The 13,601-nt window shown below is 66.5% G+C and carries 10 protein-coding genes, 1 tRNA gene and 1 rRNA gene; 2 read left to right on the top strand and 10 right to left on the bottom strand.

Features of this window, described 5'->3' with window-relative positions:
• Window positions 1–14 precede the first annotated feature (14 nt).
• From VLY81_RS03010 to VLY81_RS03000, 3 genes are read right to left on the bottom strand one after another with little or no spacing between them, the layout of a single operon-like run.
• Window positions 15–908: a carbohydrate ABC transporter permease gene (locus tag VLY81_RS03010; protein WP_324669546.1), complete on the bottom strand. Its 894-nt coding sequence runs from the start codon at window positions 906–908 to the stop codon at window positions 15–17.
• 4 nt (window positions 909–912) lie between these two features.
• A complete protein-coding gene (locus tag VLY81_RS03005; RefSeq protein ID WP_324669545.1) occupies window positions 913–1,875 on the bottom strand; it encodes a carbohydrate ABC transporter permease in 963 nt (320 codons plus the stop codon).
• Window positions 1,863–4,832 (bottom strand): extracellular solute-binding protein, encoded by a 2,970-nt coding sequence (locus tag VLY81_RS03000; protein ID WP_324669544.1) that lies wholly within the window; start codon window positions 4,830–4,832, stop codon window positions 1,863–1,865. The genes VLY81_RS03005 and VLY81_RS03000 overlap by 13 nt, the downstream gene beginning before the upstream one ends.
• 198 nt (window positions 4,833–5,030) lie before the next feature.
• On the opposite strand from VLY81_RS03000, the gene VLY81_RS02995 reads away from it, so the two are divergent.
• Window positions 5,031–6,284, top strand: coding sequence for an ABC transporter substrate-binding protein (locus VLY81_RS02995; protein ID WP_324669543.1), 1,254 nt, complete (start codon window positions 5,031–5,033; stop codon window positions 6,282–6,284).
• Between the two features lie 60 nt (window positions 6,285–6,344).
• Here the strand turns inward: VLY81_RS02995 and VLY81_RS02990 are convergent, their stop codons facing one another.
• Window positions 6,345–7,388 (bottom strand): glycosyl hydrolase family 18 protein, encoded by a 1,044-nt coding sequence (locus tag VLY81_RS02990; RefSeq protein WP_324669542.1) that lies wholly within the window; start codon window positions 7,386–7,388, stop codon window positions 6,345–6,347.
• A gap of 97 nt (window positions 7,389–7,485) precedes the next feature.
• Between VLY81_RS02990 and VLY81_RS14515 the strand changes: the two genes are divergently transcribed.
• Window positions 7,486–7,941: a DUF1648 domain-containing protein gene (locus VLY81_RS14515; protein WP_405001280.1), complete on the top strand. Its 456-nt coding sequence runs from the start codon at window positions 7,486–7,488 to the stop codon at window positions 7,939–7,941.
• A gap of 16 nt (window positions 7,942–7,957) precedes the next feature.
• Here VLY81_RS14515 and rrf read toward each other — a convergent pair.
• From rrf to VLY81_RS02965, 6 genes are all read right to left on the bottom strand, one after another.
• Window positions 7,958–8,071: ribosomal RNA gene (gene rrf, locus VLY81_RS14865) — 5S ribosomal RNA — on the bottom strand.
• A 151-nt stretch (window positions 8,072–8,222) separates the two neighbouring features.
• Window positions 8,223–9,752 carry a tyrosine-type recombinase/integrase gene (locus VLY81_RS02985; RefSeq protein ID WP_491701040.1) on the bottom strand — a complete coding sequence of 510 codons (1,530 nt, stop codon included), beginning with the start codon at window positions 9,750–9,752 and terminating at the stop codon, window positions 8,223–8,225.
• Between the two features lie 216 nt (window positions 9,753–9,968).
• Complete coding sequence (locus tag VLY81_RS02980) at window positions 9,969–10,316, bottom strand: PIN domain-containing protein (RefSeq protein WP_324669540.1); 348 nt, start codon at window positions 10,314–10,316, stop codon at window positions 9,969–9,971.
• Between the two features lie 356 nt (window positions 10,317–10,672).
• The gene (locus VLY81_RS02975) at window positions 10,673–11,908 is read right to left on the bottom strand and encodes an RtcB family protein (protein WP_405001279.1); all 1,236 of its coding nucleotides are present in this window, start codon (window positions 11,906–11,908) and stop codon (window positions 10,673–10,675) included.
• Window positions 11,909–12,882: 974 nt separating this feature from the next.
• On the bottom strand, window positions 12,883–13,323 hold the full coding sequence (locus VLY81_RS02970) for a hypothetical protein (protein WP_324669538.1): 441 nt from the start codon (window positions 13,321–13,323) through the stop codon (window positions 12,883–12,885).
• A 26-nt stretch (window positions 13,324–13,349) separates the two neighbouring features.
• A tRNA-Gln gene (locus tag VLY81_RS02965) sits at window positions 13,350–13,424 on the bottom strand.
• Between the last annotated feature and the right edge of the window lie 177 nt (window positions 13,425–13,601).

Raw genomic sequence — 13,601 nt, 5'->3', positions numbered from 1 at the left:
CATGGGTCCCTCCGCTACGACTTGATGCCGGAGTATGCCATGGTCTGGATGACCCGGCGCTGCATCAGGATGAACAGGGCGATGGTCGGCACCGTCATCAGGAAGGTGGCGGCCTGCGAAGCCCCGTAGCGGGCCACCTGCCCGGGCCCGCCGTAGATGGTGATGAGGGCCAGAGGGAGGGTCTTCATCACCTCGCTTTGGGTGAAGATGAGGGGCGTGAAGAAGTCGTTCCATGTTGTGATGAAGGTGAGGATGGTGAGGGTCGCCCAGGCAGGGCGCGCCATCGGCATCACGACCTGCCAGAAGATGCGCCACTCCGAGGCCCCGTCCACCTTGGCCGCCTCCAGCAGTGCGTCAGGCAGCGGCTCGATGAACTGCTTCATCAAGAAGAGCGCGTAGGGCGAGGCTAGCGCTGGCAGGATCAGGGCCCAGTACGTGTCCACCAGACCCAGGGAGTTGACGATCATGTAACGGGGGATCTGGGTGACGTGGGGCGCGAACATGAGCGCCGACACTACCAGGGTGAAGAGCCACCCGCTCCCGGGCGCCCGGTGCTTGGCCACCGCGTAGGCGGCGAGGCTCGCCGAGATGACCGTTAGCAACACCGTGGAGACGGTTACGAGCAGGCTGTTGAAGACGTACCGGCTGAAAGGCACCAGCATGGTATCGGCCGACATGAGTAGGTCGTGGAAGTTCTTGAGGGTCGGGTTGCGTACGAAGAATCGCGGAGGGAACAGGAAGAGCTCCTCCGCCGGCTTGAACGCCTGGTTGACCATGAAGATGAGCGGCAGCGCCATAAAGGCGGCCAGCGCGGTCAATAGCACGTAGAAGACGGCGCGGCCCCAGTCGAGACGGCGTCGACCGGCCCCCTTCACGGTCGCGGTGGCCGTCATGGCCGCTCGTATCATGGATTCAGTACGCCCCTCCGGTGGAGAAGAGTCGAAAGGCCAATCGCCCCGTGGCGAACGTCAGCAAGAAGAGGATCACGGCGATGGCCGCCGCGTAGCCCATCTCGAAGCGGATGAACGCGTAGTCGTAGAGGTGCGTCACGATGGTGTGCCCGGCGTAGAGGTGGCTGGGCAGTCCCGCCAGGGCCACTGCGATGTCGAAAACCGAGAAGGAAGCCACCACCGCGTTGACGGAGGCGAAGAGGAACTGGGGCTTCATTACCGGGATGGTGACGTACCACAGCTCTTGCAGCCGGTTGCGCACGCCGTCGATGGCCGCCGCCTCGTACAGCTGAGGATCGACGTTTTGCAGGCCCGCCAGGAAGACGAGGAACTGGTTGCCCAGGCTCATCCACAGGGCGACCACAACGATGCTCGGCATGGTGGTGCGGGGGTCCCTGAGCCACAAGAACGGCTCCTCCAGGATGCCCACCCGCATCAGCAGGTAGTTGATGAGGCCGTAGCGATCCCCCGCGAGGAAATAGAGCCAGATGACGCTGATGGCGATGCTGCTGACGATGCTGGGGGCATACATGGCCAGCGTGTAGAAGGCCCGAAGCCTTCGCAACTGGTTGATCAGCCATGCCAGAGTGAAGGAGGCCATAAAGCTGACGGGTCCGTAGATAAAGGCGAAGAAGAGGGTGTTGCGCACGCCGATGAGGAAGATGTCGTCGTCCAGCAAAAGGGCACGGTAGTTGGACCAGCCGATCCAGGTCGGGGGCTGCAGCAGGTTGAAGTAGGTGAAGCTCAGATAGGTGGCCACCAGCACCGGCGCCAGCGTGAGCAGGAAGAAGACGGCAACGAACGGCGCCATGAAGAAATAGGCGACGCGGTGCCGGCGCACCTGTGCCCTGAGACGGGCCAGCTCCTGCAGGGGGGCCACCCACGGGCGCGCCCCCACGGCCAGGCCGCCTCTCACCTGGCCCATGCCGGTGCTGCCTCCGACGGCGTCATGCCGAACTCCTCCTGCTTCTTGACGAGCTCCCGGTTGATCTCCTTGACGGCCTCCTCCAGAGCCTCTCGGGGGTGCCATCCCTGCAGGACGACGCGGTTCCAGGCGTTGTTGAGGTGCCGCGGCGTGAAGTAGCCGCCGAGCACCACGGGGGTCTCCATGAACCACTGCCACTGCTCCTCGATGGCCTCGAGGTCCTTGCGAGGCCACGGTAAGTCCCGGAGCGCCTCCACGTTGGCGGTGTTCCACCGGGCCTCGGACCCGATGAGAGCCTCCAGTTCCCGGGCGAAGCGTACCTGGACGTCGGCGCTGGTCCACCACTTCAAGAGCTCCCAGGACTCCCGGGGATATCGGGTCTGCTTGAAAATGACCGCTACCTGGCCGGCGCCGCCGATGCTGCGGTCGATGCGCCCGTCCGGCAGACGCCGGCCCGGGATGGGCCGCATCTCCCACCAGCCCTGCAGCTCGGGCGCAGCGGTCGAGAGCAAGACGTAAGTCCAGTAGTTGGAGATGCCGATGGGCATCTCGCCCGTGCGGATGCGGTTGTAGAAGTCGGCCTGCTTCTGGATGCGGTAGTTGGTGAAGAGCCCGGTCCACTCCTTGAAGGCCTCGTAGGCCTCCGGGCGATCCAGGGCCGACAGGAGCCCATCCTCGGTGTAGAGCGAGCCGCCATGTTGAAACAAGAAGGGGATGAAGCCCACCCACGGATCCGGCTCGCCGGGGTAATAAAACTCGTAGCCATTGCGGTGGAGCAGCGGCAGCATCGAGTAGACATCCTGCCACGTCTCCGGCGGCTCGAGCCCCAGCTCCTGGAGGATGTCGGTGCGGTAGAAGAGCATGTAGAAGTCCTGGGTCTCCGGGAGCGCGTAGTCGCCGCCGGCGTGGCGGTACCGGATCAGCGCCCCCGGCCGGAAGCGCTGCGCCACCTCGGGGTAGTCGGCGAACTGGTTGAGATTGAGCAGCGCGCCCCGGATGGCGAACTCGACGGGGATGTTGGGGTCCACGCCGGTCGCCACGTCGGGCGCTCGACCGGCCGCCGCCGCCAGCAGCAGCACATTGAAGCCGACCTGCAGCTGCCCGGGAGGGACGACGTTGACGTTGACCTTGATGCCGGTGCGCGGCGTGAAGTCGTCCTCGATCATCTCCTTCATGATGGCCGCCCACTCCCGGCCTCGCGCCACCCAGAGGTTGAGGACGACCCCCTCCTCCTGCGTCGGGTCGTACTCGCTGCCGACGGCGTAGTACTGCTTGGGGCGGGTGAAGCTCATCAAGAAGACGCGCCAGCTGGCACGCAGCCGGTCCCAGAAGGAGGAGCGGACCTCCGGCGGCGGCACGTCGGACGAGGCGATCCAGATCCAGTCGACCTCGAGAGGCTGCTCCTGGAGACGCAGCACCCACCACCCGATGGCGGTCTGCGTCGCCGCGAACTGCTCCTGACGCGCCGGGATGCTGTCGGGCCTGGACATCATGCCCCGCATCTGGTGGACGGCCTCGGCGATGGTGTTGACGACGCCGGGGCGTCCCCCGGAGGCCAGGTGCCTCGACACATACTCCGACTCGGCCTCGAGGCGGTCGATCAGCTCCTGGAGCGTGGGGATGAGCGTCGGCAGCCGCCGCCCTAAATCCCACTCCATGTGGGGATCGGGGTTGACCCCGGTGATCATGGCCACCTGGCGGGAGAGGCCGGCCATGGCACGGGAGACCGAGAGCAGGGTGCGCACCGTGTGCCGGGCGGGTCCCACCTTCGGGACGAGCTCCAGGGTATGCGCGCCCGCCTTCAGGTAAAAGAGGAAGGGCTGGCCGTCACCCGTTGCCCCCTCCCCGAGCCGGACCAACTGCCAGTCTGGGCGGTAGGGGATGGTCACCTCGCGCATCTCGTCGAAGAGGATCTGCCCGTCGATGCGCACCTCGCGCACAACGGGCACGAACTCGTACCCCTGCCAGACCCGCAGACCGATCTGGTAGAAGCCGTCCTCCGGCACGGAGAACTCCCAGACCACACGCTGGCCGGCACGACGCCATCGCCAGCCACCGAACGAGTTGAGGCGGGCGTTGCCCTCCGACGCCGGCACGGTCTTGGGGTCCGCGTTGAATTCGCGCCGCACCGTCGGATCCGTCTTGAGGACAGCCTCCTCGGCCTGGACCACCACCTCGACGCCCGACGGGTCGGCGGCCGGTACCTCCTGCCGCCAGCGCTCGAGCACGTCGGCGTAGGAGGGGTAGCGATGGGGGGCGTGCACCGTGATGGAGGCGATGGCGATGGGCTCCCGATGGGCGTACATCGCCAAGCGATTGACGCCCTCTCGGAAGTAAAAGAGCAGGGGCTCCCGAAACATGCCGTCGGCATCCTCGACGGTCTTGCGCATCCAGCTCCGCACCTCGACCTGGGGCGGGCGGATGTCGTTGCCCCGGTTGTCCTGGCGCGGGGGGTAGGCGTCGGTGAAGGTGCGCTCGAAGAAGATACGGCGGGCCTCGACGTAGGGAAAGGCCCCGTTGATGCGGATATCCCGCTGGATGGAGGACCGTTTGCCCTCCAGCGGGTAGTAGTCGACCGTGATCTGGTAGAGGCCCGTCCGGGGCACCTCCACCTCCCACTCGACGAGGCTCTCCGGGCTCCGCCAGACGAGGACGGGCTCGGGCCGCCCGCCGATGCCCGTCTCGACCGACGGCCCCGGGTCGTCCGCCCACGGAGATGGGACGTACCGCACGAAGTCGGCGCCCGACACCGTGACGGAGACGCCCTCCACGGGTCCGACGCCCTCCCGCTCCCACGCGGCCAGGGCCTCCACGTAGTCCGGCTCGCCCCGGTCGGGCAGGACACCGGCGTCGGGCAGCTGACCGGCGTCGCCAGCCCCGGCCAGCGTGGCCAGACCAAACCAGACGACTCCGAGCAATGCCCCCCGCCAGACGATCCCGAGCCGGGTGAACCGCAAGGCCTGGGTGCCCCCTCCTGGTGAGCGCGATTCGCCCTCCCAATCTGAAACTCCTTTCAGGGGTCTAGACCACTTTCTCCTTCCCGGTGGCAGGAGTCGAGCCCCGTGGGCACGAATGTCCGGTCTAGACCAGATCGTCAGCCGGAGAGGGGGCGCTCGTGGATGCGGGGGCGCAGGGTTGCAATCGCTTTAGCCATCGTGGCGGTCGTCGTCCTGACGTCGTCGGCGTGGTCGGCCGAGCGCAAGATCGTGGTGTGGGACTGGGAACCACCCGAGATCGTGGCCAAGTATCAGGCCGCCTTCAACCGCTGGCAGCAGGAGACGGGCATCACCATCGAGTTCCAGCAGGTCGGCTGGAGCGAAATGCGTGACAAGGTGACGGTGGCCATCGCGGGCGGGGCGCCGCCCGACGTGGTCCGGGTCAGCAGCGCGTGGGGCTCGCTGGTCGCCGACCAGGGGATGTTCCTGGACCTGAGGCCGTACCTGCAGCAGCACAACGCCACCTACCGGTTTGACGAGTTCTATCCCGCCTCGGTGGACCTCTGGACCGACGCCATGGGCCGGGTCTACGCCCTCGGCAATGACCTCGACATGATGGGCTTCTTCTTCAACGCCGAGCTCTTCGACGAGGCGGGCGTGGAGCGTCCCTACGAGTACACCTGGGACCAGTGGCTGGACGCCGCCCGCAAGCTGACCCGGGACCTGGACGGTGACGGACGGCCCGACCAGTACGGCTTCACCAACTGGTGGTTCCACTACGTCACGCTGATTTGGGCCAACGGCGGCGACATTTTCACCGCCGACCGCAGCCGCTCCGCCCTCGCATCACCCGCGGCCCGGGAGGCCCTCTCCTTCTACCGGCGCTTCTTCGAGCTCGACACGGTAGCGACCTTCGAGATCTCCCAGGCCCAGGGGTATCCGCACTCGGCGGCCCACTTCAAGGCCGGCAAGATCGCCATGGCGCCGGCGGGCGCCTGGATGCCCAACTACTACGTCTGGGATGATCAGCGCCGGCAGTACAACTTCGACTTCGACGTCGGCCACATGCCGCTCAGCTACGCCGGCGGCCGAGCCACCAGCCTGGAGGGGTCAGGCTACGCCATCCCCGCCAATGCCGCCAACAAGGAGGACGCCTTCCGGTTCATCGCCTTCGTGACGTCCCACGAGTGGCAGTCGGAGTACGTGACGACGGGCTTCCCCTCCCGCCGACCCGTGGCCGAGATGGCCTTCTCCGGGCCCCAGGTGCCCGAGAATCGCGCGGTCTTCCTGGAGATCGCCACCTACGCCCACCCCTTCCCCAAGGGCGTGGAGTGGCAGGGCCGCACCGGCCAGCTCGTGCTGAGCAACCTCAATCAGTACCTGACCGGCCAGCGCGGGCTGGAGGAGGTCCTGACGACCATCGACGAGCAGCTGCGGCCGCTCCTGCAGGAGCTGGCCACCTCCCGCAGGTAGCACGAGTAGAGCCATCCAGACGAGAGAGCCCCTCGACCGACGAGGGGCTCTCTCCTTTCGTCACAGCCGCTCCCAGACCCCGGGATCCTCTTGCCCCAGTCGCCAGAAGGCGCAACCCGCCAGCCCGTGCCGGCGGACGAGCGTGAGCTTGGTCGCCAGGCTCTCGGCGTCGTCGTAGTGCACCACGGCCAGCCGGCCATCGGCCTGGCCATACGCTCCCCACGGCGAGGCCTCCTCGGGACGTCGACCTTTGCGCGTGGCCTGAGCCATCTCCTGGGCCGCCTGGGCGAACGAGAGCCCTTCGGCCGGCTCGAAGCCGGCGTCCCTGGCGGCGCGCGGCGCATCGTACGATCCGGGCTCCCGGGGCGCCCAGTCCGTGTCGGTCATCGGCCCGCTCGAAACCCAGCGGCGCCCGTAGAAGGGCAGTCCCAGTACCACCTTGGAGGCCTGCGTCACGGAGAGCGTGTAGGCCAGCACCCGCTCCAGCCACCACAGCGGGCCGACCGGCCCTGGCTCCGAGAGGCGCGCATGGAAGTCATAGCCCATCAGGATGAGCTGATCCACCGCCTCGCCCAGAGCCTGGTAGTCGTAGGGCTCCGCCCATGAGGCGATCCATGCGGCCGACGTGGGCTCCGATCCCTCCTGCAGGGACTCGACGGGGTGAGGGGGCCGGGTCTGGCAAACCACGTCGACGGAGACCTCCTTGCCCAGCCCGTGCAGGCGCTCCGCCAGCTCGTGGACGAACTCGGAGTAGGCATGGCGCCATCGGCCGAAGGGCCCCTCGAAGTCCAGGTTGATCCCCGCCACCTCGGGCCGGTCAGCGAAGCGCACCAGAGCGTCGACCGCACGCCGGCGGCGCGACGGCTCGGCCAGGATGGCGCCGGCCACCTCGGCCTTGAAGCCCTCGTTGACCACCAGCGGCACCAGGGCCACCGCGTACTCGCGGCAGAGGTCGACCACCTCGGGCTGCCATCGCGCCTCGAGCCGCGCCTCAGCGTCCAGCCGCAGCCAGGTCGGACTCACGTGGGTCAGGCGCCGCCCGAAGCGACGGAACGACTCCAGGCTGTCCGGCGCGTCGGGCACCAGCCATGCCAGCCTCATCATCGCGATCCCTCCCGGCGGCAAGGTTCCACGCAGGCCCGGGCGTTTCCCGTGAGGGCGCAGCGCTGCTACACTAAGAGAAGGGGGGAAGAACGGCTCGATGAAGCCCGACGCTGATAAGGCCACCTATCGGCTCGACTGGCAAGAGGTGCGCCACGACTGGCCCGCTTGGCTCGCACTGGTGGGGAGTTTCGTGGCGGGCATCCTGCTCTACCCGGCCCTCCCTGAGCGGGTGCCCATCCACTGGAACCTGGCGGGCCAAGTCGACGGCTACGGCAGCCGGGCCATGGGTGCGTTCTTCCTGCCGGTGATGAACCTGTCGCGGCGGCCGCCATGGCCACGATCCTCTACTCGGCCGTCCTCTACCACCGCACCGCCGGACGCCAGTGACGATGAACGAAGCCGCCCCCGTTCACGGCGAACGCAAGGTTGCTTCCCCAGGAGGACGCAACGCTACAGCGTGACGGAGGCCGGCAAGTGGCGGCGCCCACCAGAACGTCACGGCCTCGACCCCGGACCCCGGCTTGGCGGGATCCATCGGGGATCGAGGCCGTGACCTCGTCGCAAGGGTGTCCCGGCGGCGACCCGCTCTCCCGTGGGGTGGCCCCCACAGTACCCTAGGCGCTGGAGGTTTTCACTTCCGTGTTCGGAATGGGAAGGGGGATGCTTCCCCGTTCCCCATCCCGATCCCGGTAAACGCCGTCGTGACAAGCCTCGCCGGACTGGAACGCATTGCCATTTGGCATTTTATGGTCTGTAGTGATCCCCTTGTACGTGTAGTTCGTGAGATTTTTCGTGGGATCGGACTTCGCTTTCCTACCCTACGGGGTATAGGTATCATGCCTTCCCGTCGACTGCCAAATCCCGGTAACGAGGATCCTCCAGGATCTGCCGCACCGTCTGGTGGTAGAACTTCCCACCCCGACGGGTGCGGTAGCCCTCCTCGTTGAGCTGCTTGGCGATCGCCCAGTAGCTTTTGCCCTGGCGATACAGCTCCCGGATTCGGGCCACCGTCTCCGGCGGCTCAAGCTCCGGATCGTGGGTGACCTCCGGCGGTGCCCCGAACAGGCTCTGGACCGCCTGCACCGCCTCGTCCTGCATGGGCGGCAAGACGTGCTGGTACATATCGGCCGTGACGTGTGTGCTGGCATGCCCAAACCGCTCCGCCACAACCTTCAGGGGGACATTGCGCAAGAGCAGGTGCGTGGCCTGCCCATGCCGCAGGGCGTGGACCCGCACCTTCTTGGCCACCACGTCCGGGTCCATGCCGGCTCTCAGGGCGAGCTTCTTGATGGCCAGCCGCAGATGGCGCGGCGAAAGCGGCATCCCGGTCCGGCTGCGGAAAACCAGGTCTACCGGTAGCTTTGGCCAGTCCGGGCGACGCAGGCGCTCCATGCGCTCCCGATGCGCTCGCAGGATCGCCATGTACGCCTGGCCCAAGGGAATGCGGCGAAGCGAGGTCTCCGTCTTGGGCCCCTTCAGCACGAAGGTTCGGCCCAACCGGATCCCCTCTCCCGGATGGCGAGCGAGCCATTCGTCGATCTCATCCGCTTTCGCGTAGACGAGATTGTGGCGGATGATGGTCTCGCCGGTCTCCCAGACCACGTCGTCCCAGCAGAGGCCCAGAAGCTCGCCTTCTCGGGCCCCGGTCAGCAGGTACAGCCGGAACAGGTCCCGGTAGTAGGAGCCCTCGGCCGCCTGCCACAGCGCCTTGAGCTCCGACTCGGTGAGCACCTCGCGCACCGAGCCGTTGCGGTAGCGCATCCGTACCTGACGGGCGGGGTTGCGGTGCAGCGCACCCTTCTCGACGGCGTAGTCCAGGGCCTTCCGCAGCAAGGTCAGGTGGCGACGGCGGGTGCCCACCGACAACCCCTTCGCCTTCGCCTCTTCCAGATACCGCTCGACGATGGCCGGGGTGAGATCGGCCAGACGGTAGCGACCCAGCGCCCGGATCAGATGGCGCGCATGGTAGCGACTGGATCGCAGGGTGTTGAGCTCGCACTCTTCCGGGTAGATGTCCCGCAGCCAGGTCCTCATGAACTCGCCGAACGTGAGGACCTCGCCTTCCCGCGCGAGGCGACGAGCCGACAGCACCGCTTGCTGGCCCAGAAAGGCTTCCGCCTCCTCGCGGCTGGCGAAGCTCTTCAAGCGCTGCAGGCGCCGCCCCTTCGCATCCACCCCCGCGTCCCAGCGAGCTTCCCACCGCCCATTCGGGAGTTGGCGGATCGAACCAAACCGACGATTGCGGCTACCAGTGCCCCTTCGGGTCCGACGAGTCGTCCCGGCCAACTGTGCCGGCCCTCCTTTCCGAGGCCGGGACAGCTGCGTTTCCCCGTAGGGCTGGGAAACCAAATACGACACGGACATAGGCCCTCCTGCGACGAAAGGCCGGGAACGGCCGTGGTTTCCTGGCCATCCCGTGTATATCAGGCGGTTGTCACGGGTCGACTGCGGGCGGCCCGCGCATGGACCACTCCAGCCTACGGTCGCTCACCTGGAGACCTAGCGTCTCAGGAGCCTGCTCCTATGGCGCAACGGACCGACAGATAAGCGACGGCTGACTGACCGACCCGGGAGCGGTGATCACGGTGTCGCTGCCTCGCCCTGGCCAGGTTCTGCCAGCGGGTGCGTATTGACAACGTCTGGAAAGTCACTACCGTTGACGCTGCACACGGGCAGCCCGCTCCGCTGGGCTCGCACAGCCAGCCACGCATCGGCGAAGCCGCCGAACTTGGGGCCCCGCTCGGCCCAGCGGTGCAGGGCTGCCAGTAGAACCTCCTTGTCGGGACAACGCACGGCGTCCAGGAGCAAGATGCTCGCCAGGTACTCCACTACCTCCCGGGGCGAGGGGAACCGGGTCGCCAGCACCCGCAGCAGGGTGTAGCTCACCTCGTGGACGGTCAGGACGTCGATTTGTCTTTCGGCATACATTGGAGCCTCCCGCATGTGGGACCTACCTCTTGCCGAGACCGCCCCCTCACGTTGTCCCGCGTTGGCCGGGGCCCCCGATCTTCCGCAGCCCAAGGCTTTCCGGGTAGGCCATGGCACCATCTCCCATGCTCACTGCCAGGATGCCCCGGGCTTCAGCCCTGGTGAAGGGAGGGAGCTTGGCCCGGCTTTCTGCCCCGTCCGGCACGTCCCACACGGCTCATAACCTTCCACGACGTTTCCTTCAGGAGGTCTTCATCGTTCTCGATGGCCCGGAGGAGCGCCCCCCGCCAAGCATCGGCATCCGCAGCGTCGAGGCATCACGCTGGGCACCGGAGTTGCCGACCGCCACACCTGCCTTAGTCCTTATAGGGGTCAAACTCGTTCTCCGGGGCCATCATGACGGCTACCGGACGTAGCGTGCACAGCACCTCGAAGGAGTCGGTGTAGGCGCCCAACACCTGGGAAAGCGGCCGGTAGACCGCCGGCGCCTCATCGGCGCCCCCGCCTTTCACGACGATGCCCCGCTCCCACAGCGAGCGTCGCACGGCCTCCCAGTCCACCTCACCACCCACCCGCATCCACCGGCCGTCGATCTTCTTGCGCTTGCCGGCCGCCTTCGTGCGGCTCATGACGCGACCTGCGCCGTGAACCGTCGGGCGGATGGTGAGCTCATTCTCTTCGGTATCGAGGCCCCGGACGATGACGCTGATGTCGCCCATCGAGCCGCCGACGAAGCCCAATTGGCCCGGAAATAGCGGAGTGGCGCCCTTGCGCACCACGACGACTTCCTGGCCGTTGTGGACTTCCTTGCGGGCGTCGTTGTGGTTGTTGTGCACGGTGAGGAGCACCTTGGGGTTGCCCAGGAGCCTCAGCACCTGACCGACGACGTACTCTCGGCCGGCATAGGCGTAGTCGATGGCCAGGCTCATGGCCTGCCAGTAGTCCTGGCCGATGCTGGAACGCAACGAGAAGACGACCGGCGGGGCATCCATGTCTTCACGAACAGCGTCCTCCCAGCCGAGCCCAGCATGCAGGCCCAGAAAGCCGTGGGCGACCTTGAAGCCAAAGCCCCGGGAGCCGAAATGGCAGGCCACCCACACCTTGCCCTCTGGACTTTCCTCGACGAGAAGGTCGACGAAGTGATTGCCACCGCCTACCGTCCCAAGCTGCTGACGTGCCAGGTTGCGCAAGGAGCCACGCACCGGGGCGGGGATGGCCTCCCAACGGGGATCGTCGAAGAGGGGGGAATCGACCGGATCCGGGTTGGTACGGCCCATCCCGAAGGCGATACTCTTGTAGATCCGGTTGACCAGGGGCTTGATGGAGGTCTTGTCCTCCCCGGCAAGCTGTACCAGGTCTGAGTAGGTCAGCTCGGTGCGGACGGCAAGGCAGCCGCACCCTATGTCGACTCCAACCCCCACAGGCGACACCGCCTCATCGTACGCCACCACGCCGCCTACCGGCATGGAGTAACCCTTGTGTCCATCGGCCATCAGCACGGCGTCGACGACCGGCCCCGTGGTAGCCACCCGCTCCATCTGCCGCAGGGTCTCTTCGTCGTGCTGGCCGAAAATGCGAAATGGCCTATCCATGGAGAGATACCCCGCTCACTCCTTCTCCGACCCCGGGGAACCGTTGCTTGCGCCGCGGGGTGGTCGACCTTGTGTGCCATCAGGCCCCGGTGCAGCGTACGCAAAGACCCGGTTCAGAAAGTCCCGCAGCCTCACCAGCGAATCGGCACTCTGGAGCACCTCATCCTCATAAGGTAGACCACGCAGGGCACGCCAGGCCTCGCGGACGCGGTCTTTCAGAGGCCACGAACGGCGGTACCGATAGACCTCGAACACGACCGGCCAGCCAGGGCCGAATAGCCGGGCTCGGATGGCGATCCCATGATCCCCTTGACACAACTCGCACCCCAGGTCGTAGTACCCCTCTTGGTTACGCCGCACGCCTTTAAGATGCCAGACTTCTTCCCAGACCCAGTCCGGCAGGTCATCGATGGTTCCGAGCCCACGAAGCTCCTGGATGGCCTCACGTATCTTCTGTAGGGCTCGTTCCCTGGCGGTCATGCGTCCCACTCTCCCCTGCGCTCAGCCGCGCAGCCCTTCCGGCTCGAGGCTGCGTAGCCTCCTCGAATCCGAACGGGTCGCCTGATAGCTCGATCTCATGCCGGTGGTCCCGGACCCATTTCCAGGGGTGTCCGCGGTCCCGTCGCCAAAACTCAAGGACCCGCCGGCGGATGGTGTTCATCGACTCTCCCACGCAATGCTCGCCGACCGCGTTCAGGTGAGAAGGCGGGTCTCCATAGTGGAAATGGCCGATGCGCCCATCCCCGGGAAGCTCGGGTACCCAGCTTGGATCCTTGCGAGCGACACGCTCATCGAGCAGGCACACCGACTGGGCCACCCTGAAGGCCTGGCCGCACCCGTGGCACTCTACCTGCAACAGCGCGACGTAGTCGGTGTAGACGTCACACAGGTCAGGACGGAACGGCTCGTAACGAGGAACCCCGTGCTCGTCGTACCAAAGAGGGGCACCCAAGCGGGACGTGATATCCGAGTAGTCAGGCTTCACGCTCCGCCTCCTCTTCCGGGACGCCGAACTTCTCCCACAGCCGGCGCCGCTCGGCCTCCCACGCTTCCATGAGCCGATCGGCCAGCGCCTTGGCCTCGTGCCAGGCCGGGTTGACCTTAAAGAGCGGAAGCCCCAGTGTCCCGTGGCGCTCGTGCTCTTCGGTGGGCACAAACCACCGACGGTCATACGCTTCAAATAGCTCGATCACCCGACGCAGCTCATCCTGAGGCATCGAACGGGCCCGAGGAGGCAAGGAAGCGGCCTCTTTAAGATACGCCAGCGCCTGAACGCGAGCGGCCATGATCGGGCAAGGGCATTCGTCTTCGGTCAGGGGTCCGTGACACTTATTGCAAAGATCGCTCAGGGTAAAGAGCACCCGCAACGCGTCCGGCTCATGGTCTACGTACCTGTCCCAGCGGTGGATCCCCAAAGCTGCCGTGCCTCCTCACCGTGAACTGGTTCCGGGCGCCCGAGTCGAACGAGCACCTCCAGGTCCAAAGCCTGGCGGCCTGCCGCTTAGCCGAGCCCGGAGCTGGCGGGGCCGAGGGGATTCGAACCCCCGATCTCCGGCGTGACAGGCAGAAATCTCGCTTCCTATGAGCCGCGGTGCCGATAGCGAAGCGGCGGGGCAAGCGGCGCAAATGGGGACTTGACTCCGAGTTTTCTGGGGATTCCTGGAGGAAAGGGGCCGGTTCGGCAGAAAAAGAC

The sequence above is a fragment of the Limnochorda sp. LNt genome (assembly GCF_035593265.1).
In the GTDB taxonomy this organism is placed as follows: domain Bacteria; phylum Bacillota; class Limnochordia; order Limnochordales; family Geochordaceae; genus Geochorda; species Geochorda subterranea.
This window is presented reverse-complemented; position numbering and strand designations above follow the sequence as displayed.